The organism is Streptomyces sp. NRRL S-455, assembly GCF_000717875.1.
Classification (GTDB): domain Bacteria; phylum Actinomycetota; class Actinomycetes; order Streptomycetales; family Streptomycetaceae; genus Streptomyces.
In genome coordinates this window covers 43,481-67,160 of record NZ_JOCT01000024.1, presented here as the reverse complement: position 1 = coordinate 67,160, position 23,680 = coordinate 43,481, and the positions used below count along the sequence as shown (strand labels likewise).

Sequence of the window (23,680 nt, the reverse complement as noted above, 5' to 3'; positions counted from 1 at the left end):
GCTCCGATCAGCGGTTCTGCGGGGTGCGGGAGCCGTTTCGGTGCCCCACGGGGCGGCGCGGGCGGAACCGCCGGCGGTGCGGGCCGTGGTGGTGGGCGTGCGCGTGGGCGGGGATGCCGGGCTTGCGCTCGACGGACACGACGGTGGGCCTGCCCATGACCATCAGTGGGTCGAACATCACCACGACACCCGCGAGGAGCAGGAAGGCGAGCGGGCCCAACAGCATGGGCGCGAGCAAGGACGCGGGCGAGTCACCCGAGGTGGGTTCGCCCGTGCCGTGCAGGTGGACGCTCAGGGCGGCCATCCCGGTGTAGTGCATGCCGGTGACGGCGAGTCCCATGATGAGGCCGGCGCCCATGCTCCACAGGAGTCCCCGGACCTGGCCGGCCGCCCAGAGGGCGGCGGTGGCGGCGGCCACGGCGATCAGGACCGAGACGCCGACGGTGAAGGTGTCGTACTCCAGCTGCCCGTCCAGGCGCATGCTGGCCATGCCGAGGTAGTGCATCGACGCGATGCCCAGACCGGTGAGGGTGCCTCCGGTGAACAGGGGCGTTCCGCGTGCTCCCCGGTAGCCGACGATGAAGATCCCGACGCCCACCATGACGATCGCGATCGCCAGGCTCGCGAAGGTCATGGACTTGTCGTAGTGGATCGGGGTGTCGCGGACCGTGAACCCCATCATCGCGATGAAGTGCATGGTCCATATGCCGGAGCCGATGGCGGCCGAGCCGAGGGCCAGCCAGCCGGGGCGCCAGGACTGGGCGACGAGCATGGACCTCGCGGTACAGCGAAGCCCCAGGGCGCCACCGAGGCAGGCCATGAGGTAGGCCACCAGGGGTGTGACCAGGCCGTAGCTGAAACCGTCGACCGTGCCGTGCATGCGCGGCTGCCCTCCCCGCCCTTTGCGTCCCGTGATTGCTGATGTGCGCCCCCTCCCAGGACCGCACGAGCGGTCAGGGTTGACGCAGAGAGTATGACCCCCACCGGAATGGCCGAACGACTTTCCGGCAAAGAAACACGGCCTTGCCCCAGTTGTGCGGTATCCGTGAGCGGAGTCGGGTCACTTCCGTTCAACCTGTGGCCATCCTGCGCCCTCCTCGCGTTGACCCTCTGCTGTCAGAGTTGAGCTGTGTGTCACGTGATCGCTCGACGTGAGGAGTCCGCATGCACGCGCGCGCTGTCGTCGCCACCACCTCCGCGCTCCTGGGGACCGCCGCCCTCCTCTTCCCCGTCTCTCCCGCGGTCGCCGCTCCCGCCGGCACCGCACCGCTGGTCATAGCGCACCGCGGTGCCTCGGCGTACGCACCCGAGAACACGCTGGCCGCCGTGGACAAGGCGGCCGAGCTGGGAATCCGCTGGGTGGAGAACGACGTCCAGCGGACCAGGGACGGTGCGCTCGTCGTCCTGCACGACGACAACCTGCGGCGCACCACCGATGTCGAGGAGGTGTTCCCCGGCCGGGCTCCCTGGAAGGTGAAGGACTTCACCGCCGCCGAGATAGCGCGTCTCGACGCGGGCAGCTGGTTCGGCCCCGCGTACGCGGGCGCGCGGGTACCGACGCTGGAGCAGTTCGTGCACCGGGTCGAGCGGCATCACCAGAAACTGCTCCTGGAGATCAAGAACCCGGAGCTGTATCCGGGCATCGAGCGGCAGACGCTCAAGGTCCTCAGCAACGAGGGCTGGCTCGACAGGCCCCATCTGGCGGGCCGGCTGATCGTGCAGAGCTTCAGCGCGGACAGTGTGCGGACGGTGCACGAGCTGAAGCCCGGAGTCAAGACGGGCTTCCTGGGGACACCGCGGGTGTCGGACCTGCCGGTCTACGCCCGCTTCGCCGACCAGATCAACCCCTCGCACAGCACGCTCTCCTCGGCGTACGTCTCCACCGTCCAGGCGGTCGACGGGCCGCACGGCAGGCCGCTGGAGGTCTTCGCCTGGACGGTGGACGACGCGGCGACGGCCCAGCGGGTCGCCCGGTACGGCGTCGACGGGATCATCACGAACAGGCCCGACGTGGTGCGGGAGGCCGTGGGCGGGTGATCCGCTCCGGCGGGTCCCGGGCCCCGGGCGTTGTCGGTGGGGCGTCGTACCGTGGGCGCATGGACAGTCAGGGGCAGGTCGAGCCGCGGGTCGTGTGGGCGGTCGTCGAGAGCGGGATCGGACCGTTGCTGCTGGCCGCCCGTGGGGACGGCCTGGTCAACGTCGTTTTCCATGCCACGGACGCGGTACGGGACCGAGCGGTGGAGCGACTGGCCGCGCGGTTCGGCACCGAGCCCGTCGAAGCGCCCGGTTCCCCGCCGCTGGCCGAGGCGATACGTCAGGTCGGGGACTACCTCGCGGGTGAACGCCGCCACTTCGAGCTGCCGCTCGACTGGTCACTGATCTCCGGCTTCAACCGGGAGGTGCTGCGCGAACTCGCCTCGGGCGTGCCGTACGGCACCGTCGTCGGGTACGGCGACCTGGCCCGGCGGGTCGGTCAGCCGGGCGCCGCCCAGGCCGTGGGCATGGCGATGGGCGCCAATCCGCTGCCGGTCGTGGTGCCCTGTCACCGGGTCGTCGAGAGCGGCGGCGGCATCGGCGGCTTCGGGGGCGGTCTGGAGACCAAGCGGACGCTGCTCGCCCTGGAAGGGGTGCTGCCCGAGCCTCTTTTCTGAGGCCGGCGCCCAGGTCAGTCGTAGTGCCGCGCCTCGAAGACGTTGCCGTCCGGGTCGCGGAAGTAGAAACTGCGCCTGGCCTGGCCCCGGGCGCCGAAAGAGTCGTACGAGAGGTCCGACACCGGTACGGAGCGTTCCTCGAGACGGCTGAGGAGGGCGTCGAAGTCACCGCGGGGCAGCGAGAGACAGACGTGGTTGACGGGGTGACCGGCGCTGTCGGCGGCACCGGGCAGCATCGTCATGCGTGCCGCGAAGGTCAGCGGCATGAGGTCCAGGATGGTCTCGTCGTTGACGCGCGCGGAGGGGAAGGGCACCTCTCCCGCGGTGTACTCGGTGAGCCTGAGCGTCTCCAGCCCGACGGCCTTCTCGTAGAAGTCGGCGGCGGCGACGGGGTCGCGCACCCAGAGGACGACGTGGTCAAGACGTGGTGTGTGGTGCGTCATGTACTCCAGGCTGGTGACGTCCCCGACGGCCCGCAAGGGTTTGGTCCGGTACGCGGCCCGCCAGAGATGAGGGAAGACCGAATGGCCTACTGACAGGAGGCAGGCGCGTGGTGCTGGTGGTGTCCGAAGAAGTGCGGGAGGCGATTGACGCGCGTCGACCCGTGGTGGCCCTGGAGTCCACGATCATCGCCCACGGGCTGCCGCGCCCGCGCAACCTCCAGGTGGCGCTGGAGCTGGAGACGGCCGTGCGGCAGGAGGGCGCCGTGCCGGCGACGATCGCCGTGCTGGACGGGCGGCCCCATGTCGGGCTCGGCGAGGAGCAGCTCGAGCGCGTCGCGAACGAGGACGGGATCCGCAAGCTGGGCCACCGGGACCTGCCTCCGGCGGTGGCCTCCGGGGTGAGCGGGGCGACCACGGTGTCGGCGACCGCGCTGCTGGCTGCGCTGACGGGCGTTCGGGTGTTCGCGACGGGCGGGCTCGGCGGGGTGCACCGGCAGTGGACGGTGACGCAGGACGAGTCGGCCGACCTGGGGCTGCTGGCGCGGACGCGGATCACGGTGGTGTGCGCCGGGGTGAAGTCGATCCTGGACGTGCCGGCGACGCTCCAGCGGCTGGAGACGCTGGGTGTCGCGGTCGCCGGTTACGGCACGGACCGTTTCCCGGGCTTCTACCTGTCCGATTCGGGGCATCCGGTGGACTGGACGCTGCGGACGCCGGAGCAGGTGGCGGACGTCATGCGGGCGCAGGACGCGCTCGCCGGGCCGGAGTCGGCGCTGATCGTCGCCAACCCCGTCCCCGAGGAGGAGCAGCTCGATCCGGAGCTCCACGCGCGGGTGCTCGCGGAGGCGCTGCACGCGTGCGAGGCGGAGGGGATCAGCGGCCAGGCGGTCACGCCCTTCCTGCTCGACTACCTGGTACGGCACACCGACGGAGCCTCTCTGAGCGCCAACCTGGCGGCGGTCCGCGGCAACGTGCGTCTGGCGGCGCGGATCGCGGCGGCCTGGGCCCGGGGATGAGCGGGGCCGCCCGCACGGGGCGCGCGACCGGTTCGGCGCGGGCCGGGGCGCTGCTGGTGGTCGGGGACGTCATCACCGACGTCGTCGCGCGGTACCGGGGACCGCTCGCGGCCGGGACGGACACGGCTGCCTCGATCCGGACGGTGCCTGGCGGAGCCGGCGCCAACGTGGCGTGCTGGGCCGCGCACCGGGGCGCGGCGGAGGTGCGGCTGCTCGGGCGCGTGGGGGCGGAAGCCGCTGCCTGGCACGAGCGGGAGCTGGTGGCCCGTGGGGTGCGTCCGCGGCTCGTGGTCGACCCGGAGGTGCCGACCGGCACGGTGATCTGTCTGGTGGACGGGGGCGCTTCGGCGGAGCGGACGTTCCTCACCGACAGCGGCGCGTCACTGCGGCTCGGGCCCGCCGACTGGTCGGACGCGCTGCTCGACGGGGTGGCCCGGCTGCACCTGTCGGGCTATCTCCTGTTCTCGGAAACGAGTCGCGCGCTGGTGGCGGTGGCGGTGAAGGCCGCACGCGCGCGGGGCGTGCCGGTGAGTCTGGACCCGGCGTCGGCCGGCTTCCTCGGGGAGCTGGGCGCCGGGCGTTTCCTCGCGCTCGTCGAGGGCGTGGACGTCCTGCTGCCCAGCCGGGACGAGGCGTGCCTGCTGACGGGACTGGCCGACGCGGCGGAGGCGGCGGCCGAGCTGAGCCTGCGCGTCCCGTTGGTGGTCGTCAAACAGGGCCACGAGGGGGCGGCGGTGGCCCGCTCGGGGAAGGTGTCCGCCCGTGTGCCGGCCGTACCGGCGGCGCCACGGGACACCACGGGCGCCGGCGACGCCTTCACCGGTGCGTTCCTCGCCGCGCTGCTCGCCGGCGCGTATCCCGAGGAGGCCGCGAAGGAGGGCTGCCGGGCGGGTGCGAGGGCGGTGGAGCAGGTGGGCGGCAGACCGCCCCCGCCCGGCTGACGGCCTCCTGCCGGGCCGGTGGCGAGGGCGTGGGACCGGTGGGCGGCAGACCGCCCTGCCGCAATGGCGGCCTCGCTCCGGGCGGACCACGTCCGGCCGGGCTCACGCCCCGGGCGGGCTGGCGCCTCCCGGCTCAGCCGCACGGCTCCCGCGGCTACGGCTTTCGCCCCCACGCCGAGATCATCGGAGCCGTCGTCAGGTCGAGGCTGCCGGACGCGACGTTCGCGAGGTGGCGGTCGATCTCCTGGTCCGTGGCGTGGCCCGCGGTGACCAGCTGGTCCCGGATCTGGCGGATCGTGACGGACTCCAGGGCGGCGCAGGCCGGCGAGGCGATGGGGAAGTAGGCGTCGGCCTGGACACGGGTCAGGCCGGCTTCCCGGAGCAGGCGCGGGAGGGTGCGACCGCAGGGAAGGTCGGTCCCCCGGTCGGCGAGCAGTCGCCGGAAGCCCTGCCGAAGCCGGTTCGCGAGCTGTTGCTCCGGGCCGTACTCGTCGGGGCAGAGCAGGGGCTGGAGGCCCGGGTCGGCGTCCTCGACGAGGAGACGGCCACCGGGGCGCAGCGCCTTGGCCAGGGTCCGCAGGGCCCGCTCCCGGTCGGCCACCTGGACGAGCGCGAGGCGGGCGTGCACCAGGTCGAAGTCCTCCCCCGGCGGCACTCGCCGGCAGAGGTCGTGCACGAGCGCCTGCACGGGCGGCCGGGGCGCCGGGGCGAGCCGTGAGGGGTCGGGGTCGGTCACCACGACCCGTCCGGTCGGGCCGACCTTCTTCGCCAGCCAGGACACCACGGAGATGTTGCCCGCACCGACCTCCCAGCACCGCCAGCCGGATCCGACACCGAGCACTTCGAGATGCCGGAACGTCGTGGGGTCGAAGAGAGCGGCGAAGGCGCTGTAGTGCTCTGCCGCCTCGGTCTGCCGGTTGTCGAGGAGGTACCCATCGGTTCGCATCATGCCGCGATCATCCCAGTTGCCCGACTTGTCCACGTGAGTCGACGCTCCGGTACGGAGAACCGCACCGCTCCGGCACGCGTCGATGTCATCGTCGGCAGCGGACCGGCGTCATCCACGGTCACGTCATCCACAGCCGGGAACAAGACGGAACCAGCCGTTTCCACAGGCTTACCCGCAGCTCACGTCGGCCTGGCAGACTGGCGCGCCAAGGCGCGGGAACGGCGCGAGGAGAGCCAGGCAAGGAGATCCGGATGTCCATGGCGGGGAATCTGCGGAAGGTCACGAGCCTCGGTGGGGTCGGTGGCCTCCGCAAGGTGGCTCGGCTGGCCCGGCGTCGCCCGCGCGTCGACCTGAGTCACCCGGCCCGCTCCCCGCTGGGCTCCTCGGTGGTGAACTGCGTGACGTACCGGGACGGTGTCCGCACGCCCGTGCGCGGTGATCTCGTGGAGGTCGTGGAGCGGGTGCGCAAGAGCCGGGAGGGCTTCGTCTGGCTCGGCCTGCACGAACCGACCGACCAGGAGTTCGCGGGCATCGCCGAACTCTTCGACCTGCACCCCCTGGCCGTCGAGGACGCCGTCGAGGCCCACCAGCGCCCCAAACTGGAGCGGTACGGCGAGACGCTGTTCGCGGTGTTCAAGACCGTCTGCTACGTCGAGCACGAGGAACTCACCGCCACCAGCGAGGTGGTGAACACCGGCGAGATCATGGTGTTCGTCGGTCACGACTTCGTCATCACGGTGCGGCACGGCCGGCACGGCTCGCTGGGCCCGCTGCGCGAGGAGCTGGAGTCCGATCCCCACCAGCTGGCCAAGGGCCCGTCCGCGGTGCTGCACGCGATCGCGGACCATGTGGTGGACGACTACCTGACCGTCACGGACTCGGTGCAGATGGACATCGACCAGGTCGAGACCGATGTGTTCGCGGAGACCGGCGCACGGGCGGACCCTGGGCGCATCTACCAGCTCAAGCGGGAACTCCTGGAGCTGAAGCGGGCGGTGGTGCCGCTCAGCCGGCCGCTGGAGGATCTCGCCGCGCGGCCGATCCGGGCGGTGGACCCGGAGATACAGGCGTACTTCCGCGACGTCTCGGACCACCTGCTGCGCGTGAAGGAGCAGCTCGCCGCCTTCGACGAACTGCTCAACTCCATCCTTCAGGCGCACCTCGCGCAGGTCACGGTCGCGCAGAACGAGGACATGCGGAAGATCACGGCGTGGGCCGCGATCATCGCCGTGCCGACGATGGTCTGCGGGGTGTACGGCATGAACTTCGACCACATGCCGGAACTGCACTGGCGATACGGCTACGGCATGGTCATCGGGGTCATATCCGTCGCGTGCCTGACGCTGTACCGGGGCTTCCGGCGCAGCGGCTGGCTCTGACGACGCCGGGACCCGCGGGGTGACCGGCGGACGCCCGCGCGGTCAGCCCGGGACGGTCCTGGCGTAGACGCCCTCGGCCCAGGAGGCCATCTGGTCGTCGGCCAGATGACGGGCCAGGTCGGACTCGCTGATCATGCCGACCAGGCGCTTGTCCTGGATGACGGGAAGCCTGCGGATCTGGTGCTCCCGCATCTCGCGGAGGACCTCGCCGACGTCGGCGCCCTCGTCGATCCAGCGAGGGGTGCCCTTGGCCATCTCGCCCGCGGTGACCCTGGCCGGGTCGTGTCCCATGGCGACGCAGCCGACGACGATGTCACGGTCGGTGAGTATGCCGCAGAGCCGTTCGTTCTCGTCGCTGATGGGCAAGGCACCGACGTTCAGTTCTCGCATGAGCTGGGCGGCGCGGTCGAGGGTCTCGTGGGCGGGGATCCACTGGGCGCCGCGGTGCATGATGTCTCCGGCGGTGGTCATGAAGTACCTCCCGGTGCCGGACGGCCGGCGCGGCACGGGACGCACCGCGAGTCCCGGCGTCTTCCATTCTCGCCGCGTCCTGCGGCTCCCGCACACGAGAACAGCCGCCCACGAACCGTCCGGCGGCGGCTGAGGGGTCCTTTCACTATGAGCGTCCGATCAGGGCGCGTGGTCTGGTGCCGTGCATCGCAAGGCGCCGAAGCCCTCGATGGGGGTGCCCCCTGCTCGAGCGAAGTCGAGAGCTTGGGGGAGCGGTGCCAGGCCGCGCGACCCGGACGGGCAGAGTGAAAGGACCCCTCAGCCACCCCAGGCCGGATGGCGCGGATCGTCGGCCCGTACCAGGACGTCGGCCGTTTCCGAGGGGACGGTCTCCCGCTCATAGCGTTCGAAGGCCGGGAGGGTCCAGTGCTCGGCCTCGGGTGTCCGACGGCGCAGGGCGCCCGGTGAGAGCCGGACGTGGACGCTCAGATCGAAGGGGAACCAGTGCCGGAGGAGGAAGGATCCGTGCATCAACAGCACGCCGCCGGGCGGGAGTCGGACGTAGGGGCTGCGGGTGGCCCGATCCGCCGCCGGGTCCCACAGGTCGGGCAGGACGCGGCCGTCACCGCCGGCCTCGAGCGGGCCGAACACCTCACGCCACAGGGCTCCCGTGTCGTACCAGCCGCTGTAATAGGACTCCACGTCCTGGTGGCCGTACTCCAGTCGCACGGACGCGGGGCGCAGGAAGCCCTCCGTGCCGACGACGAGCGAGGAGCGGCCGCGTACGCGCAGCGCCTCACCGACGCGCCGGGCGAGATCCCCCGGGTGGGCGGCCGGGGCGCCGTCGAAGGCGACGCGTGGCCAGGGACTGCCGTCGGCGGGTTTCAGGTCGAGCAGACGTTCGGCGAGCAGGTCGCCGAGCCGGTCCCAGGTGATCGCTTCGAGTCGCACACGGCCCATGATGCGGCAGGCCGCAGCAGGACGGAGGTGCCGCGGCTCTCAGCGGGAATGAACCACACATGGTCCCGCGCGCGTCGCTCCCGTCCCCCACCGGTCTTCTCGTCTTCCAGCCCCTCAGGAGGCGGCACTGCGCCGGATGCCGGCGAGGGCCGCTGCCGCTGCTCGTCCTGGAGGACGGTGTCGCCCGGTGTCTCGACTGTGCCGACCTCGGGCATCTGGTGTTCCTGCCGAGAGGCGACACCGCGCTGACGCGCCGGTCGCGGGAGGAGAGCGGGTTGTCGGCGGTGGTCGTGCGGTTCAACCGGCGCAAGAGCCGTTACGAGCGGCAGGGTGTTCTGGTCGAGGAGGCGGCGCTCGCGCGGGCCGAGCAGAGGTGCCTGGCGGACGCCGAGGCGCGACGGCGGCGCCGCGTGCGGGACGCGCGACGGCGCGCGGCTCAGGACGCGCTGTTCGCCCGGGCGTTCGCGGCGGAGATACGGCGGTTGTTTCCCGGTTGCCCCGCCGCGCGGGCACAGGCCATCGCCGCGCACGCCTCCGAGCGGGGCAGCGGCCGAGTGGGCCGCAGCGCGGCGGGGCGGGCGCTGACCGAGGGGGCGGTGACCTCGGCGGTCGTGGCGTCCGTCCGGCATCTGGACACACCGTACGACCGTCTGCTGATGAGCGGTGTGCCGCGGCACGAGGCGCGGCGGCGGATCGCGCCGGTGGTGGAGGCGGTGCTGCGGGGGTGGACGGAGGCGGGGCTCGGTTCCGTGGGGTGACAGGAGAGGACCCGCGGGCGGGGCGCCGGCCACACGACGGCTCGGCAGGCCGGGTCGATCGGCGGGGCTGGACGGTCGCGTATGCCCCGGCGCCGCTCGGCCATGGTCACCGTGCTCGTACGGGAATTCACTTGTGGTGAGGAAGGGAGCCGGGCAGGATCCCGGCTCGACGGGCGGGAGGCTGACATGATCGACGGACCGTACTTCGTGGTGACAGTGCTGGGTGTGCTCGGAACCGGTGTGGTGGCCGGGGTGTTCTGCGGCTTCTCGACCTTCGTCATGCGGGGCCTCGCCACGCTGCCGCCCGCGCAGGGGGTGGCGGCGATGAACGCGATCAACGTGGCAGCGGTGACACCGCCCTTCATGATCGTGTTCCTCGGGTCGGCCGTGCTGTGCGCGGTGATCGCCGTGGTGACGTTCGTGCTGTGGCCGGACGAGGGGACGGTGGAACTGCTGGTGGGCAGCGCGCTGTACCTGTTCGGCTCGTTCGGGCTCACCATGGTCGCGAATGTGCCGCGCAACGACGCACTGCTCAAGCTGAAGCCGGGCACCTCGGAGGCGGACGCCTACTGGCCGGCGTATGTGCGCGAGTGGACGATGTGGAACCACGTCCGCACCGTTGCCTCCGCGGGCGCGGCGGTGGCGTACGTGCTGGCGCTCACCTGACGCCCGGCCTGCGAGAAAGCGTTGTCCGCAGCCCTGCGGACCGGCCGTCGCGGACGTATCGTGGCCGGAGGAGTGCCGCCCGGCGGTACACGGCCCGTCACACGCGCGCGCAAGGAAGACGGCCATGGGCGATCCCAAGGGTTTCATGAACACGCCCCGCCAGGACTGGCCGCGGCGGCCGATCGGGGAGCGCGTGCGGGACTGGGACGAGGTCTACGTCCCCGGGGCGCTGCTGCCGATCATCAGCAAGCAGGCCGATCGCTGCATGGACTGCGGCATCCCCTTCTGCCACGACGCCTGCCCGCTGGGCAACCTGATTCCCGAGTGGAACGACCTGGTGTCCAGGGAGGACTGGCGGGCGGCGGCCGAGCGGCTGCACGCCACGAACAACTTTCCGGAGTTCACCGGCCGGCTGTGCCCGGCGCCGTGCGAGGCGGGGTGTGTGCTGGCGATCAACCAGCCGGCCGTCACCATCAAGAACGTCGAGTGCGCGATCGCCGACCGGGCCTGGGAGGAGGGCTTCGCACCGCCGATGCCGCCGGAGCGGTTGTCGGGCAAGACGGTCGCGGTGATCGGCTCGGGGCCCACCGGACTGGCCGCGGCCCAGCAGCTCACCCGGGCCGGGCACACGGTCGCCGTGTACGAGCGGGACGACCGGCCCGGCGGGCTGATGCGGTACGGCATCCCCGCGTTCAAGATGGAGAAGCGTCATCTGGAGCGGCGGCTTGACCAGATGCGGGCCGAGGGGACCAAGTTCCGTACGTCGACGGCGGTGGGACGGGACATCGGGGCGGCCGAACTGCGGACTCGCTACGACGCCGTGGTGATCGCCACGGGGGCGACCGCGTGGCGTGAACTGCCGGTTCCCGGACGGGAGCTGACGGGAGTTCACCAGGCGATGGAGTACCTTCCGTTGGCCAACCGCGTGTGCGAGGGCGATCTGGAGACGTCCCCCCTGTCCGCCGCGGGGAAGCACGTCGTCATCATCGGCGGCGGCGACACCGGGGCCGACTGCCTGGGCACCGTCGTCCGGGAGGGCGCCGCCTCCGTGACCCAGCTGGACATCTACGCGCTGCCCGGTCCGGAGCGCGACGAGGACACCGAGCCCTGGCCGACGTACCCGGTGCGGGTCTACCGCCTGTCCGCCGCCCACGAAGAGGCCCGTGACCTGCGGACAGCCCCGGTCGCCGACGCGGACGCGCGACTGTTCGCGGCGTCCACGCTGCGTCTCGACGGTGACGGGGAGGGCCGTGTGCGGGAGCTGAGCCTGGTCGAGGTGGACGCGCGGCGCCGCCCGCTGGCGGGAACCGGGCGGACGCTCCCCGCCGACCTCGTGCTGCTCGCCCTCGGCTTCACCGGGCCGGACCGGGAGGACGGGCTCGTCGACCAGCTGGGGCTGGACATGGAACCCCGGGGCACGATCGCGCGGGACGCCGGGTTCGCCACGAACGTGCCCGGCGTGTTCGCCGCGGGGGACGCCGCCCGGGGCCAGTCGCTCATCGTCTGGGCGATCGCCGAGGGACGTGCCGTGGCGGCCGCCGTCGACCGCCATCTGACGGGCAGTTCGAGGCTGCCCGCACCGATCGGTCCGTACGACCGTCCCATGGCGGTGTAGCGCGCCGGCCACCGGGCCGCCGGGCCGGCGGATCGCCGGCCCGCGGGGGAGGTCACCGCTCGTCCGTGCCGGCCACCTTCCCCGTCGACAGGGCCACCCGGTTCCACGTGTTGATCGCGCAGATCAGGGCGAGGACCTGGGCCAGTTCCCGTTCCTCGAAGTGGACCGCGGCCTGGTCGTAGACGTCGTCCGGGACACCGGCGCCGGCGACGAGCGTCATCGCCTCCGTGAGGGCCAGGGCCGCCTGTTCCCGCTCGGTGAAGAAGTGGCGGGCCTCGCGCCACACGGCGACCATGTGCAGCCGGTCCTCGCTCTCGCCGGCCTTGCGGGCGTCGTTGGTGTGCATGTGGAGGCAGTACGCGCAGTGGTTGAGGTGCGAGGCGCGGATCTGGATCAGTTCGACGAGGGCCGGGTCGAGGCCCTCGCGGGCGGCGGCGTCGAAGGCGATGAGGGCCCGGAAGGCCTTCGGGGCGGACTTGGCGAACTCCAGCCGGGCGGTCTCCGCGTGGGTCGTGTTCGTGTTCCTGCTCGTGTTCGTGTTCGTCGTCATGTCCTTCAAACTACGAGCCGGAAAGACCTCTTGTAGGGTGCATTTCCATGGGAAGTTCGTGGGTCAATTCCGCGGAACGGATCGGGGCGGACCTGCATCTGGAGCTGACCGGGCCGGGCGGCCGGCGCGCGGCGCTGATCCGTGCCCTGCGCGAGGCGGTACGCAGCGGGCGGCTCGCTCCGGGCACTCGGCTGCCGCCGTACCGCTCGCTCGCGGCCGACCTCGGTGTCGCCCGCAACACGGTGGCCGACGCGTACACGGAACTCGTCGCGGAGGGCTGGCTCACCGCCCGTCAGGGTTCGGGTACCCGAGTGGCGGAGCGTGCTGCGCCGTTGCGGCCCGCCGCCCGGGTGCCGAAGCAGGCACCCGCACGCGCACGTGGCCCCCGGCACAACCTGGTGCAGGGCACGCCGGACACCTCCGCGTTCCCGCGCACGGCCTGGCTGGCCGCCTGCCGACGGGCTCTCCAACAGGCGCCCAACGAGGTGTTCGGTCCGGGTGACCCCGCCGGGCGGGTGGAACTGCGGGAGGCACTCACGGAGTACCTGGCACGGGCGCGAGGTGTGCGGACCGAGCCGGGCAGGATCGTGATCTGCTCCGGCTTCGCGCACGCGCTGCGGCTGCTCTTCGGAGGGGGTGTTCTGCGCGGCCCCCTGGCGGTGGAGGCGTACGGGCTCGGATTCCACCGCGAGGTCCTCGCCGCCGCGGGTGTACGGTCCGTGCCGCTCCCCCTCGACGAACACGGCGCCCACGTCGACCGGCTGGGACGCGAGCGGGCCGTGCTGCTCACGCCGGCGCACCAGTTCCCGACCGGCGGCCCGCTGCACGCCGCGCGTCGCGCCGCCGTGATCGACTGGGCACGCGCGCGGGGCGGGCTGGTCCTGGAGGACGACTACGACGGGGAGTTCCGTTACGACCGCAAGCCGGTCGGCGCCGTGCAGGGGCTCGACCCCGAGCACGTGATCCACATCGGCTCGGTCAGCAAGAGCCTGTCTCCGGCGGTGCGGCTCGGCTGGATGGTGCTCCCGGAGCGGTACGTCGACGCCGTACTGGCCGTCAAGGGGGAACGGGAGGCGTGGGCGAGCGTCCTCGACCAGCTGACCCTCGCCGACTTCATCGCCTCCGGGGCGTACGACCGTCATGTGCGGCGTATGCGGCAGCGGTACCGCGGCCGCCGGGACCGGCTGGTCGCGGCGCTCGCCGAGCACGCGCCGCACATCGAGGCCACCGGCATCGCGGCCGGGCTGCACGCGGTACTGCGGCTGCCGCCCGGCACCGAGGCGTCCACGGTCAAGGCCGCCGCCTGGCAGGGCGTCGCCCTCGACGGCCTGGCCGCGTTCCGGCACCCCGGGACGGACATGGCGGCGGCCGACGGGATCGTCGTGGGATACGCGACCCCCTCCGAGCACGCGTACGGGCCGGCCCTGGAGGCGCTGTGCCGTGCGCTGCCGCCTCCCTGACCGACCCGCCGCACACCTGGGGCCTGGCGCCTGTTGCGAAAGCGCCCGCCGCCGGGCGCTTTGGCAACAGGCCCTAGGACTTGCGCGCCACCGCGCCGTATCCCGGGATCACCCCGTCGTCCTGCCCGGGCACGGGCTCGCCCAGTTCGGGGTGCCAGCGGTGGGGCACCTCGACGCCGGGTTCGACGAGGTCGAGGCCGTCGAAGAAGCGGGTGAACTCCTCGCGGGAGCGCAGGGCCAGGGTGACACCGGCGGCACGGAGTTTCTCGGTGGCCGCCTTGGACTCCTCCGGCGTGAAGTCGGCGGTGGCGTGGGTGACCATCAGGTAGCTGCCCGAGGGCAGTTCGGCGAGCAGCCGGCGGACCAGGTCGTGGGCGCCGTCCTCGTCGGAGACGAAGTGCAGCAGCGCGATGAGCGACAGTGCGACGGGCCGGGTGAAGTCCAGGGTCTTCTTCGCGCCCTCCAGGATGGCGTCCGGGTCGCGGACGTCGGCCTGGAGGTACTCGGTGGCGCCCTCGTCCGTGCCGCGCAGCAGGGCCGCCGCGTGGGCCAGCACGATGGGGTCGTTGTCGCAGTAGACGACCCGGGCGTCGGGGACGACCCCCTGGGCGACCTGGTGGAGGTTGGGCTCGGTCGGGATGCCGGTGCCGATGTCCAGGAACTGCCGTACGCCGTTCCGGGCCAGCCAGCGCGTGGCCCGGTGCATGAACGCGCGGTTGACCCGCGCCATGACCGGCACCCGCGGGTCGAGGGTGAGCATCTGCCGGCCCATCTCCTCGTCGACCGGGTAGTTGTCCTTGCCGCCGAGGTACCAGTCGTACATGCGCGCGGGGTGGGGTCTGGTCGTATCGATCTGCCCGGTCATGAGGCACTCCATAAGGCACAAGGGGTGGTCAATTCAGCACCAGCGATTCGGGGTCGGCGTAAGGAAAATCAACGAGAGCAGCGGCACGCACGTCAGGACAGCAGGAAGTCGGCCTCCCCCGCCTTGGCTCCCTCGATGAAGGCCGTCATCTCGGCGGTGGTGTAGATCAGCGCCGGACCGTCCGGGTCGGTCGACTGCCGGACGGCGATCCGGCCGTCGGCGAGCTTCATCGCCTCCAGGCAGTTGCCGCCGTTCCCACCGCTCCACGGCTTGTGCCAGCCTTCGCTGCCCAAGTCACGCGCGGGCATGCCGTTGTAGACGTGTTTGCGCGGCTTGATGCGATCCATTCACAGCTCCTTGCGGAGGTCCCGGAGGATCTCCTTCGTGCGATGTGCCGTAGCGGCCTGCGCCGCCATGCGGTCCATGACCTCGAGGTGGGTCGCCACCTCGGTGCGCGCGTCGAGGTAGACCGCGCCGGTCAGGTACTCGCTGTAGACCATGTCCGGCAGTTCGGGCATGGCGAATCGGAACAGCACGAACGGCCCGTACGTGCCGGGATGCGGCCCGTTCGCGAACGGGGCGATCTGCAGCGTCACGTTGGGCAGCTCCGCGGCGTCGAGCAGTCGGTCGATCTGAGCGCGCATCACCTCCGGGCCGCCCACCGGGCGCCGCAGCACGGTCTCGTCCATCACGACCCACAGCCGGGGCGCGTCCTCACGCGTGAGCAGGTCCTGGCGCTGCATGCGCAGAGCCACATAGCGCTCGATGTCGTCGGGCCGGGTCTGACCGATGGCGCCCGAACGGAGCACTCCGCGCGCGTAGTCCTCGGTCTGGAGCAGCCCGGGGACGAAATGGGGCTCGTAACTGCGGATGACGCTCGCCGCCCCCTCCAGGCTCACGTACATCGAGAACCAGCCGGGCAGGATGTCGTGGAAGCGCTGCCACCAGCCGGGTTTGTTGGCCTCCTCGGCCAGCTGGACGAAGGCCTCGGCCTCCTCGTCGGAGATTCCGTAGGCCTTCAGGAGCATCTGCAGGTACGGGATTTTGAGCGCGACCTCGGCCATCTCCATGCGGCGGACGGTCGCTGGGGCGACGCGGAGGATGCGGGCGGCCTCCTCACGTCTCATCCCGGCGCGTTCCCGCAGGTCCAACAGGCGCCGCCCGAGGACGACCTGACCGACCGTGGGCGCGGACCGCGGTTCGCTCACGCTCCACCTCCACCGAGAGTTCTGACGAGCCGGCCACAAAAGAACGCTGACAGTCCGGCGGCGCCATGCGAAGACCGTCCCGAAGAGCCAAGCATCCGAACAGAATCTTTCGAACGTTTCTTCGACGATCTCAACTGGCGCCGCGCGGGGTGCTGTTGCGAGCAGTGTGCCACGGCCTTCCGGACCGTCACACAGCACTCTGCAATTTTCAGAGTGACACTTGCCAAGTGTTCACGGCGGGGCGATAGTGGCAAGCGTGATTCCGTCCGCCGCACCCTTAGGAGCAGACGCCGCCGCAGGCCCTTACGGCCTCGGTGCCGCCACGGAGGCAGTCCCCGCGGGGGCCACTGCCGAGCGCCGGTTCCGTTTCGAGCTGGCCGCGCATCCGGGTTCCCCCGCACAGGCCAGACGTCTGACGCGGGCCCGGCTCACCGGCTGGTCGGTGTGCGAGGACACGTGCGACAGCGCGGCTCTGGTGGTCTCCGAGCTGGTCACCAACGCCATCGTGCACACGGCGAGCACGCACATCGTGTGCGAGCTGCACGACGGTGACGACCTGGTACGGATAGCGGTCCGGGACGAGGGTTGCGCCCCGGGCCAGCCGCACGCCGCAGGCCGGACCCGGCCCGAGGAGGAGCACGGGAGGGGACTGCTCCTCGTCGACGCTCTCTGCGACGCCTGGGGTGCCCATGAACAAGGGCCCGGGCTGCTGGTCTGGGCGGAGCTGCCGCGCACGGCGGACACCTCGAGCGACCCGATGGAGCCCCGGGACGACCTCGGCTGGGGCACCCGCCCGGCACCGGGCCCCGCCGACGGCCCGGGCGACGCGGACGAAGCGCACCCCGCGCGTCCGGTGCGGGGGATGCGCGAGATTCCCGCGCAGGAGCGGCGCCGAGAGCTGGGCCCGGCATGAGCCCCCGGCACGGCCGCGTCCTGAGCCTGGACACCCTGACCCGCCTCCAGCGCGGGCTGGGGCCCCCTGGCCAGCCTCTGCGCCTGCCCGTGCCCCAGGGCATGACCGCCCCGCTCGGCTGCGACGCGGTCGCGATTCCCGCCCGGTTCGGCCCGCTGCTCATGCCCCGGCTGCCGCGCGTGGGCTGTATCTACGCCGACGGGAGCACCTGGTGGTGGCTGGTCCCGTCCGACTCCGACCATGCCCTGGAATGGCCGGCCCCCGCCCACTACGCCACCGGCGCGGTCGTCACGGACGTCCCGCGGGTCCCCGACCTGATCCACCGCCCCGACGGCACCCTTCCGTACACTCCGCCGATCCCCCTGTACCTGACGCTGTGCCGCGCGACGGGGACAGCCCCGGCCTGGTCGCGCCCGGTCAGCACGCAGGAACCGCCACACACCGGCCAGCCGGCGTAGAACCGGCGCACACAGGCCGGCCCGCGCAGAACCGGCGCACCCGGTCCGACCGCATATGACCCGCCCCACCCAGTCCGACCGCGTATGACCCGCGTTACACAGGCCGGCAGTCAACGCATACGATCCGCCGCACATGGTCCGGCCCGCCGGTCGCAGCGTCGACCCGCCGCCCAGAGGCCGGCCGGTCGCACGACCGGCACCGCTCCACGCCCCCGCGCCACCCGATGCCCTCCCCGGACAGGCCGTGCGCCCGCACGCATCCGGCGCCCCGGGCTGCGCCCTGCCCGAGCGGGTTCCGCCCCGCAATAGTGGGCCGCTCACGAGCGGGGCACGAGGTGGGGGAGGTCGGTCGACCGTGGGGAAGAAGCGGACCGCGCCGGAGGTGTCCGAGTCGGAGCGGCTGCTCTTCGGCGGACCGCTGCGTTACGACATGGGCTGGAACCAGCACGCCGAGGCGTTCCTGGAGCTGAACTTCCGCGCCATGATCACCCGGCTGCCGTCCCTGCTGGCGTCCAGCCTGCGGCTCGCCCGGCAGGCCGACCGGGGCGCCGCGCGGGTCGTGCTGGCCGCCGAGGCGGGCCGGGGTGTGGCGCAGGCGGTGAGCCTGCTCGCGGTCAACAGCGTGCTGGCCCGGCTGATGGGCGGCGGGCCCATCGAGGACCGGCTGCGCGGAGCCGTTCCCGCACTGGTCACGGTGGCCTCCGTGATGCTGCTCGCCGCATTGCTGCGGGCCGCGAGCACCTACGCCATCGGGCGGCTGGAGCCCAAGGTGGAGCGGGTGGCGACCGAGCAGTACCTGGAGCGGGCGGCGGCCGTCGAGCTGGCCGCGATCGAGGACCACGCCTTCCACAAGCTGCTGGACACCGCGCAGTACGGCGCCGCCGCCGCCAGCCGGATGATCAGCTACGGGACACGCGTGATCAACGCGATGATCTCGCTGGTCGCGGCGGCCGGCGTGCTGACCGTGCTGCACCCGGCGCTCCTGCCACTGCTGGTGACGATGACGCTGCCGAGTGCTTGGAGCGCGCTGACCGTCGCACGGCGGCGCTACGAGTCCTTCCACGCCTGGGTGCAGCACGTCCGGGCGGGCCGGCTGCTCGGCAGTCTCCTGATCGAGCCCGAGGCGGCCCCGGAGATCCGGGTGCACGGAGTGGGCTCGTTCCTGCTGCGGCACTTCCGCGCGATGTCGGAGACGGCGGAGGCCGAGCAGGCCCGTCTCGCCCGGCTCGCCGCCCGCACGGGCCTGATCGCCGCGGCGCTGACGGGCCTGGCGACGGTGGCGACGTACGCGACGCTCGGCGGGCTGCTGCTCGCGGGCGCGATGGCCCTGTCGGTGGCGGGTACGGCCGTGATCGCGATCCGTACCGGCTCGCAGAGTCTCGAGACGCTCGTGGTGGAGGTCAACGCACTGCACGAGGAGGCCCTCTTCGTCGGCGACCTGCAACGACTGCACACGGAGGCGGCGCAGTGGGCGATCCCGGTGGGGGGCTGCGAGCTGCCGGAGGATCCGCGCGAGATCCGCTTCGAGAACGTCACGTTCCGTTACCCCGGCGACTCCGCCCGCCCCGCCCTCGACGACGTGTCGCTCACCCTCCCCCTCGGCAGGATCGTGGCACTGGTCGGCGAGAACGGCTCCGGCAAGACGACCCTGGTCAAGCTGCTGGCAGGGCTCTACACGCCGGAGCGGGGGCGGATCCTCTGGGACGACGTGGACGCGGCGAGCGCCGACCGGCACCGACTGGCGGAGCGGATCGCGATGGTGGCCCAGGACTTCAAGCGGTGGCCGTTCACAGCCCGGGTGAACGTCGCCCTGGGGCGTACGTCGGCGCCGGTGTGCGAGGAGCGGCTGGCCGCGTCGGTCGCCGAGGCCGGGGCGGAGACGGTGATCGCGGACCTGCCGCGCGGGCTGGACACACTGCTCGCCCGCAACTTCAGCGGCGGGCACGAACTGTCGGGCGGCCAGTGGCAGCGGCTGGGCATCGCCCGGGCGGCCTACCGCAGGGGCCGCATCCTGATCGTGGACGAGCCGACGGCGGCGCTGGACGCCCGGGCCGAGCTGGAGGTGTTCGAGCGGATCCGCGCTCTGGCCGACAGCGGTCAGACGGTCGTACTGATCACGCACCGGCTGGCGTCGGTACGCCACGCGGACCTGGTGCACGTCCTGGACCAGGGCCGGCTCGTAGAGTCCGGGACGCCGGACGAGCTGCTGGCGACCGGCGGCCTCTACGCCGAGCTGTACGCGCTCCAGGCGGAGCAGTTCGCTCCCGCACCCACGACGGCGACGCGGTCGGCGACGATCCCGCCCGTCACGCCCGTCCCCAAGGTGCCGGCGCCGAAGGCGGGCTGAACCACGCCGTGCCGGGGCCGGGCTCAGGCAGTGGCGTCGGCGCCGTCCCCGCTGCGCACGATCACCAGGAACATGTCCGTCGCGAGGTCCATGACAACCTCGGCGGGCAGGCCCTCCAGACGCCGCGCCTGCGCGAACTCCTCCGCCGGCCAGGAGCCACGCGGCCCACCGGCGGGAAAGCGCTCGAGCACCGTTCGCCCGTTCACCCTGCACCTCCATGTAGCGCTGTACTCGTAGAGTTAAACGCCAACGATGGGGTGAACGGCTCGCGAAGTGACGGTTCTGAGACATAGTTGACACTCGTTCACCGCCAAGTGTGACGAAACTCTCAGCCTCTTGGCCTATCTGGTCACCGTTCGTATCAGTCGTCGCACTGCCGGTGACACGGGATTCCCTCACTTTCCGCAGACGCCCCGCTGACCGCGCGTGCCCCTTGGGCCCCTGGCACTCCTGGCCGTCCTTGATCCTCGTGCGCGAGGACGGTACTTGCGCTGATGATGAAGGTCGGCGTCATCACCCCGCCCGTCTGCTTCGGAAAGGGGACCGGCATGCTCCTCGGCACATGGAACCTGGAGAACCTCTACCGGCCCGGCGGACCCTTCGGTCCGAAGGACGAGGCCGCGTACGAGACGAAGCTCGCCGCCCTCGCCGCCGTCATCACGGAACTCGACCCGACACTGCTGGGCGTGCAGGAGGTCGGGGACCCCGAGGCCCTGAAGGACCTGGCCGGGATGCTCGACGACAGCTGGCACCTCGCCCTGTCCGAGCACGCGGACGGCCGGGGCATACGGGTCGGCTTCCTGAGCCGTACGGAGGTCACGGTGGTGGCCGACACGACGGCGTTCCCCGCGAAGCTGCGGCCCGTGCAGGCGGACGACTCGGGGCTGACGGCGGCGCGGGCAGGACGGGGATTCCTGGCGGTGGAGGTCGGTGACGGGCCTCTGCGGGTGGCCGTCTGCCATCTGAAGTCGAAGCTGCTGACGTACCCGGGCGGCCGTTTCCAGCCCCGTGACGAGGGCGAACGGGCCCGCTACGGCGCCTATGCCCTGTACCGGAGGGCGGCGGAGGCGACGGCCCTGCGCGCCCTCGCGGACGAGCTGCTGGCCGGTGACGGCGAGGGCCGGGACGTGGCGATACTGGGCGACCTGAACGACGAGGTGCAGGCGGCGACCACCCAGATCCTGCTCGGCCCGCCCGGCTCGGAGATCGGCACGCCGGGCTACGACAGGCCGGACCAGGGTGACGCGGCCCGGCTGTGGGATGTGGCCCCGCTCATCCCGCCCGGGCAGCGCTACTCGCGGATCAACTCGGGGCGGCGGGAGCTGATCGACCATGTGCTGCTCAGCCACCGGCTGGTGCACCGGGCGACGGCGGCGGGCACGGGCCTGCCCGGCGAGGGCCCGCCCGGACTGCCGTCGGTCGGCCCGGATCCGGCGGAGCGGCGGGGCGCGCCCGGGTCGGATCACGCACCGGTGTGGGTGCGGATGGACGTCTGAGCGCCATGGACGTCCCGAGGCGACTGGCATGGGCGGTGGACCTCCTCGCCCCGGGCCCCGGCGACCGTGTGCTGGAGATCGGCTGCGGTCGGGGGGTCGCGGCCGGGCTGCTCTGCGCCCGTCTCACCTCGGGAACCGTCACCGCCGTGGACCGCTCCGTCACGGCGGTGGAGGCGGCACGGCGCCGCAACCGGGAGGCGGTCGAGACCGGAAGGGCCGCCTTCCACGTCCTGTCCCTGGAGGACGCCGACTTCGCCGCCGGTTCCTTCGACAGGGTGCTGGCGGTGAACGTGAACCTCTTCTGGACCCGGCGGGCGGACCCGGAACTGGCCGCGCTGCGCCGCTGGCTGGCGCCGGGGGGCCTGCTCTGCCTGTGCTGGGAACCGCCGGACGGGCGGGCCGGGGAGATCGCCGGCAAGGCGGAGCGGGCGGTCGCTGCGCACGGGTTCGAGACGACGACGGTGAGGGACGGCGGGCTGGTCGGGGTGCTGGGCGCGCTATCCGGCGAGGGGCGTACGGGGAAGCCGTAGCCCCACCCTCTCCCCAGGCCCGCTGAGTTCGGCGAGGACGGCGGCGAGGCGTTCCCTGTCGCGCGGTCCGATCCGTCCCGTGTCGTCGAGGTGCACGGCGCAGGCGGTCGTGGTGTCGACGAGCCGTTCGAGCACGGCCGCGACTTCGTCCGCGCCCTCGGTGTGCCGGGCGAGGGCGGGCAGTTCGTGCGCGGAGAGGGTGATCGCCGAGCGGGCCTCGGCGAGGGTGCGGTAAGCCTCTCGCCGCAGGGTCCAGCGGGTGGCGCGGTGGTCGGAGGGGGTGCCGGAGGTGCCGATGCGCGGGGCGTCCGCCTCGCTGAGGACATGCGTGAGGTAGGCGTGGGCGGCATCGCTCGCCGCCGTGAGCCGGCCCCGCACACCCCCGCCCTTCTGCCCGGGCATCGTCAGGTGCCCGACGATCAGCACGATCGCACAGGCCAGCAGCGTTTCGCCGATCCGACCCATGGAGGCCTGCGGCTCCCCGCCGACCATGACCAGGGCGAGGACGAGAACGGTGACCACGGCGGTCTGGGCGGCGAAGTGCCGGGTGGCGACGGGGATGAGCGCTCCGCTGAGGGCCACGAGCGCGATGAGCCCGTCGGGCCGGGGCAGGACGGCGGCCAACCCGGCGAAGAGGACGGCGCCCAGCACGGTCCCGGCGGCCCGGTTCAGCACCCGTGAGGCCAGGGGCCCCAGGTCGGGTTTGACGAGGAAGACGGCGGTGGCCGGCAGCCAGTACCAGTGGTCGTGCTGCCCGTACCACTGCCCCTGGTGGAGGGCCTGGGCGACCGCCGAACTGGCCCCGAAGCAGAGGGCGACGCGCAGCCCGTACTCGCGTCCGGCGGTACCGAAGGCGGCCCGCAGCCGGTCCCTGACGCTGCGGGTCCGGGTGTGCAGGTCCGAGCCCCTGCCCTGGTCGAACACCTCGGCGGCGTGCAGGAGGGCGTCGTCGAGGGCGCGCAGCGCGGGCGCCGAGCGGGACGGCGCGGGCAGCGGACCGGTGTGGGTGTTGCCGCGTACGGCGGCGGCGAGCCGCCTGGGGCCTTCGGAGGCCCGCTCCGCCAGGGCCTCCCCGGCCCACGCGAGCGCGGTGGCGGCCTCGGCGAGGGGCAGGGCGGCGGCGTACTGGGCGTGCAGCCGCCGCTCGGTGGAGGAGGAGGCGTACCGCCGCAACCGGGGGCCGGCGAGGGCGTCCTGCGCGTGGTCGAGGGCGGCGGTGAGCGCCGCCCGGCGGCGGATGGCGTCCGGCCCGCCGACGGCGTCGAGGAGTTCGGCGACGGCGTCGTACACGCCGGCGACGGCCTTGCGCTCCCCGTCGAACCGGAAGTCCCCGGCCAGCGACCCGGGCGTGGGCAGCACGAGCCGCAGCAGGAGCAGCCACCCGGCACCGGCGAGGAAGGCGAGCGCCCGCTCCCACCCCGCCTCCGGCAGGGGCATCCCGGCCCCGACCGCGGAGCCGACGAGCAGCTGGGTACCGGCGGCGGACGCGACGGGCCCGATCGCGCTGATCCCCCCGGCGACGAGCCCGACGAACGTGAGCACCGCGGTCAGCACGACCGCCCCGGTCTCCTGCCCGGTGTACGTCCCGATCACCATCCCCAGGGCGCCACCCAGCGCCGGCACCCCGAGCCGTTTGACCGAGGCCCGTCGGCTCCCGGGCCGGTCGTTGATCCCGGCGAGCATGGCGGCGATGGCGGCGACCACCCCGAGCGAGGTGCGCCCGGCCTGCACGGCCACCAGCAGCAGCGGCCCTGCGGACAAGGCCCCACGCGTCACGGCACTCCACGGCACGGGGCCGCGCTGTGCGCGCAGGGCGTGGGCCAGCCAGGGCGGCAACGCGAAGCTGACACGGCGGGTCCGGAACACGGGGCTCCTGTCGTCTCGTCGGAGGCAGGGGTGGGCCTTCGGGCGACGGTGGCCGGGGCGGGGTGTGGGTGCCCACAGTAGGCGGGGTTCCTGGAGGGGAGGTTTCCGGAACGTGACGGAGTGCGTGAGGGCCGGGTTCCTTATGAACAGAATCGGAAG

The 23,680-nt window shown here is 72.6% G+C and carries 25 protein-coding genes; 14 read left to right on the top strand and 11 right to left on the bottom strand.

What is annotated here, in order from left to right; translation table 11 throughout:
* Positions 1-7: 7 nt before the first annotated feature.
* Positions 8-880, bottom strand: a complete 873-nt coding sequence (locus IE97_RS0128730; protein ID WP_030246709.1) for an MHYT domain-containing protein — start codon at positions 878-880, stop codon at positions 8-10.
* 284 nt (positions 881-1,164) lie between these two features.
* Here IE97_RS0128730 and IE97_RS0128725 point away from each other — a divergent pair, with 284 nt between their 5' ends.
* Positions 1,165-2,037: a glycerophosphodiester phosphodiesterase gene (locus IE97_RS0128725; protein ID WP_030246707.1), complete on the top strand. Its 873-nt coding sequence runs from the start codon at positions 1,165-1,167 to the stop codon at positions 2,035-2,037.
* Positions 2,038-2,096: 59 nt separating this feature from the next.
* A complete protein-coding gene (locus IE97_RS0128720) occupies positions 2,097-2,651 on the top strand; it encodes a methylated-DNA--[protein]-cysteine S-methyltransferase (RefSeq protein WP_030246705.1) in 555 nt (184 codons plus the stop codon).
* Between the two features lie 14 nt (positions 2,652-2,665).
* On the opposite strand, the gene IE97_RS0128715 is transcribed toward IE97_RS0128720, so the two are convergent.
* Positions 2,666-3,094, bottom strand: coding sequence for a VOC family protein (locus IE97_RS0128715; RefSeq protein ID WP_030246703.1), 429 nt, complete (start codon positions 3,092-3,094; stop codon positions 2,666-2,668).
* A 107-nt stretch (positions 3,095-3,201) separates the two neighbouring features.
* Here IE97_RS0128715 and IE97_RS0128710 point away from each other — a divergent pair, with 107 nt between their 5' ends.
* Both IE97_RS0128710 and IE97_RS0128705 read left to right on the top strand, forming a co-directional pair.
* Positions 3,202-4,110 carry a pseudouridine-5'-phosphate glycosidase gene (locus tag IE97_RS0128710; RefSeq protein WP_030246700.1) on the top strand — a complete coding sequence of 303 codons (909 nt, stop codon included), beginning with the start codon at positions 3,202-3,204 and terminating at the stop codon, positions 4,108-4,110.
* Entirely contained in the window at positions 4,107-5,051 is a 945-nt protein-coding gene (locus IE97_RS0128705; RefSeq protein ID WP_030246697.1) for a carbohydrate kinase family protein, read from the top strand. The genes IE97_RS0128710 and IE97_RS0128705 overlap by 4 nt, the downstream gene beginning before the upstream one ends.
* 154 nt (positions 5,052-5,205) lie before the next feature.
* Here the strand turns inward: IE97_RS0128705 and IE97_RS0128700 are convergent, their stop codons facing one another.
* Positions 5,206-6,000, bottom strand: coding sequence for a methyltransferase domain-containing protein (locus tag IE97_RS0128700; RefSeq protein ID WP_030246694.1), 795 nt, complete (start codon positions 5,998-6,000; stop codon positions 5,206-5,208).
* A gap of 251 nt (positions 6,001-6,251) precedes the next feature.
* Here IE97_RS0128700 and IE97_RS0128695 point away from each other — a divergent pair, with 251 nt between their 5' ends.
* On the top strand, positions 6,252-7,379 hold the full coding sequence (locus IE97_RS0128695; RefSeq protein WP_030246692.1) for a magnesium and cobalt transport protein CorA: 1,128 nt from the start codon (positions 6,252-6,254) through the stop codon (positions 7,377-7,379).
* Positions 7,380-7,421: 42 nt separating this feature from the next.
* Here IE97_RS0128695 and IE97_RS0128690 read toward each other — a convergent pair whose 3' ends face one another.
* The gene (locus IE97_RS0128690) at positions 7,422-7,850 is read right to left on the bottom strand and encodes a CBS domain-containing protein (protein WP_030246686.1); all 429 of its coding nucleotides are present in this window, start codon (positions 7,848-7,850) and stop codon (positions 7,422-7,424) included.
* Positions 7,851-8,147: 297 nt separating this feature from the next.
* On the bottom strand, positions 8,148-8,780 hold the full coding sequence (locus tag IE97_RS0128685; protein WP_030246684.1) for a uridine kinase: 633 nt from the start codon (positions 8,778-8,780) through the stop codon (positions 8,148-8,150).
* Positions 8,781-8,848: 68 nt separating this feature from the next.
* Here IE97_RS0128685 and IE97_RS0128680 point away from each other — a divergent pair, with 68 nt between their 5' ends.
* From IE97_RS0128680 to IE97_RS0128670, 3 genes are all read left to right on the top strand, one after another.
* Complete coding sequence (locus IE97_RS0128680) at positions 8,849-9,547, top strand: DUF2293 domain-containing protein (RefSeq protein WP_030246681.1); 699 nt, start codon at positions 8,849-8,851, stop codon at positions 9,545-9,547.
* 186 nt (positions 9,548-9,733) lie between these two features.
* Complete coding sequence (locus IE97_RS0128675) at positions 9,734-10,213, top strand: DUF1772 domain-containing protein (RefSeq protein ID WP_030246678.1); 480 nt, start codon at positions 9,734-9,736, stop codon at positions 10,211-10,213.
* Positions 10,214-10,337: 124 nt separating this feature from the next.
* Entirely contained in the window at positions 10,338-11,828 is a 1,491-nt protein-coding gene (locus IE97_RS0128670; protein ID WP_030246676.1) for a glutamate synthase subunit beta, read from the top strand.
* Positions 11,829-11,880: 52 nt separating this feature from the next.
* Here the strand turns inward: IE97_RS0128670 and IE97_RS0128665 are convergent, their stop codons facing one another.
* On the bottom strand, positions 11,881-12,378 hold the full coding sequence (locus IE97_RS0128665) for a carboxymuconolactone decarboxylase family protein (protein ID WP_030246674.1): 498 nt from the start codon (positions 12,376-12,378) through the stop codon (positions 11,881-11,883).
* 47 nt (positions 12,379-12,425) lie between these two features.
* On the opposite strand from IE97_RS0128665, the gene IE97_RS0128660 reads away from it, so the two are divergent.
* Positions 12,426-13,838 carry a PLP-dependent aminotransferase family protein gene (locus tag IE97_RS0128660; RefSeq protein WP_030246670.1) on the top strand — a complete coding sequence of 471 codons (1,413 nt, stop codon included), beginning with the start codon at positions 12,426-12,428 and terminating at the stop codon, positions 13,836-13,838.
* Positions 13,839-13,911: 73 nt separating this feature from the next.
* Here the strand turns inward: IE97_RS0128660 and IE97_RS0128655 are convergent, their stop codons facing one another.
* The 3 genes from IE97_RS0128655 to IE97_RS0128645 form a co-directional block, all read right to left on the bottom strand.
* Positions 13,912-14,715, bottom strand: coding sequence for an SAM-dependent methyltransferase (locus tag IE97_RS0128655; protein ID WP_106975453.1), 804 nt, complete (start codon positions 14,713-14,715; stop codon positions 13,912-13,914).
* An 80-nt stretch (positions 14,716-14,795) separates the two neighbouring features.
* Complete coding sequence (locus IE97_RS0128650; protein WP_030246665.1) at positions 14,796-15,050, bottom strand: DUF397 domain-containing protein; 255 nt, start codon at positions 15,048-15,050, stop codon at positions 14,796-14,798.
* Entirely contained in the window at positions 15,051-15,911 is an 861-nt protein-coding gene (locus tag IE97_RS0128645) for a helix-turn-helix domain-containing protein (protein ID WP_030246662.1), read from the bottom strand.
* A gap of 247 nt (positions 15,912-16,158) precedes the next feature.
* Here IE97_RS0128645 and IE97_RS38755 point away from each other — a divergent pair, with 247 nt between their 5' ends.
* The 3 genes from IE97_RS38755 (at position 16,159) to IE97_RS0128630 (ending at position 19,629) form a co-directional block, all read left to right on the top strand.
* Positions 16,159-16,824 carry an ATP-binding protein gene (locus IE97_RS38755; RefSeq protein WP_037835609.1) on the top strand — a complete coding sequence of 222 codons (666 nt, stop codon included), beginning with the start codon at positions 16,159-16,161 and terminating at the stop codon, positions 16,822-16,824.
* Positions 16,821-17,282 (top strand): hypothetical protein, encoded by a 462-nt coding sequence (locus tag IE97_RS0128635; protein WP_051705165.1) that lies wholly within the window; start codon positions 16,821-16,823, stop codon positions 17,280-17,282. The genes IE97_RS38755 and IE97_RS0128635 overlap by 4 nt, the downstream gene beginning before the upstream one ends.
* Positions 17,283-17,637: 355 nt before the next feature.
* Positions 17,638-19,629, top strand: coding sequence for an ABC transporter ATP-binding protein (locus tag IE97_RS0128630; protein ID WP_030246654.1), 1,992 nt, complete (start codon positions 17,638-17,640; stop codon positions 19,627-19,629).
* 23 nt (positions 19,630-19,652) lie between these two features.
* Here IE97_RS0128630 and IE97_RS0128625 read toward each other — a convergent pair whose 3' ends face one another.
* Positions 19,653-19,835 carry a hypothetical protein gene (locus tag IE97_RS0128625; protein WP_003989511.1) on the bottom strand — a complete coding sequence of 61 codons (183 nt, stop codon included), beginning with the start codon at positions 19,833-19,835 and terminating at the stop codon, positions 19,653-19,655.
* 342 nt (positions 19,836-20,177) lie between these two features.
* Here IE97_RS0128625 and IE97_RS0128620 point away from each other — a divergent pair, with 342 nt between their 5' ends.
* Both IE97_RS0128620 and IE97_RS0128615 read left to right on the top strand, forming a co-directional pair.
* Positions 20,178-21,125 (top strand): endonuclease/exonuclease/phosphatase family protein, encoded by a 948-nt coding sequence (locus tag IE97_RS0128620; RefSeq protein WP_030246652.1) that lies wholly within the window; start codon positions 20,178-20,180, stop codon positions 21,123-21,125.
* A gap of 5 nt (positions 21,126-21,130) precedes the next feature.
* Positions 21,131-21,655: an SAM-dependent methyltransferase gene (locus IE97_RS0128615; protein WP_051705164.1), complete on the top strand. Its 525-nt coding sequence runs from the start codon at positions 21,131-21,133 to the stop codon at positions 21,653-21,655.
* Here IE97_RS0128615 and IE97_RS0128610 read toward each other — a convergent pair.
* Positions 21,623-23,521: an FUSC family protein gene (locus IE97_RS0128610; RefSeq protein WP_030246647.1), complete on the bottom strand. Its 1,899-nt coding sequence runs from the start codon at positions 23,519-23,521 to the stop codon at positions 21,623-21,625. The genes IE97_RS0128615 and IE97_RS0128610 overlap by 33 nt on opposite strands.
* Positions 23,522-23,680 lie beyond the last annotated feature (159 nt).

Coding starts and splice junctions, on each gene's coding strand:
- IE97_RS0128620 (WP_030246652.1), top strand. CDS start 20,178: ATGCTCCTCGGCACATGGAACCTGGAGAACCTCTACCGGCCCGGCGGA.
- IE97_RS0128665 (WP_030246674.1), bottom strand. CDS start 12,378: ATGACGACGAACACGAACACGAGCAGGAACACGAACACGACCCACGCG.
- IE97_RS0128680 (WP_030246681.1), top strand. CDS start 8,849: ATGGTCCCGCGCGCGTCGCTCCCGTCCCCCACCGGTCTTCTCGTCTTC.
- IE97_RS0128695 (WP_030246692.1), top strand. CDS start 6,252: ATGTCCATGGCGGGGAATCTGCGGAAGGTCACGAGCCTCGGTGGGGTC.
- IE97_RS0128690 (WP_030246686.1), bottom strand. CDS start 7,850: ATGACCACCGCCGGAGACATCATGCACCGCGGCGCCCAGTGGATCCCC.
- IE97_RS0128650 (WP_030246665.1), bottom strand. CDS start 15,050: ATGGATCGCATCAAGCCGCGCAAACACGTCTACAACGGCATGCCCGCG.
- IE97_RS0128675 (WP_030246678.1), top strand. CDS start 9,734: ATGATCGACGGACCGTACTTCGTGGTGACAGTGCTGGGTGTGCTCGGA.
- IE97_RS0128660 (WP_030246670.1), top strand. CDS start 12,426: ATGGGAAGTTCGTGGGTCAATTCCGCGGAACGGATCGGGGCGGACCTG.
- IE97_RS0128705 (WP_030246697.1), top strand. CDS start 4,107: ATGAGCGGGGCCGCCCGCACGGGGCGCGCGACCGGTTCGGCGCGGGCC.
- IE97_RS0128725 (WP_030246707.1), top strand. CDS start 1,165: ATGCACGCGCGCGCTGTCGTCGCCACCACCTCCGCGCTCCTGGGGACC.
- IE97_RS0128635 (WP_051705165.1), top strand. CDS start 16,821: ATGAGCCCCCGGCACGGCCGCGTCCTGAGCCTGGACACCCTGACCCGC.
- IE97_RS0128715 (WP_030246703.1), bottom strand. CDS start 3,094: ATGACGCACCACACACCACGTCTTGACCACGTCGTCCTCTGGGTGCGC.
- IE97_RS0128720 (WP_030246705.1), top strand. CDS start 2,097: ATGGACAGTCAGGGGCAGGTCGAGCCGCGGGTCGTGTGGGCGGTCGTC.
- IE97_RS0128730 (WP_030246709.1), bottom strand. CDS start 880: ATGCACGGCACGGTCGACGGTTTCAGCTACGGCCTGGTCACACCCCTG.
- IE97_RS0128615 (WP_051705164.1), top strand. CDS start 21,131: ATGGACGTCCCGAGGCGACTGGCATGGGCGGTGGACCTCCTCGCCCCG.
- IE97_RS0128700 (WP_030246694.1), bottom strand. CDS start 6,000: ATGATGCGAACCGATGGGTACCTCCTCGACAACCGGCAGACCGAGGCG.
- IE97_RS0128670 (WP_030246676.1), top strand. CDS start 10,338: ATGGGCGATCCCAAGGGTTTCATGAACACGCCCCGCCAGGACTGGCCG.
- IE97_RS0128655 (WP_106975453.1), bottom strand. CDS start 14,715: ATGGAGTGCCTCATGACCGGGCAGATCGATACGACCAGACCCCACCCC.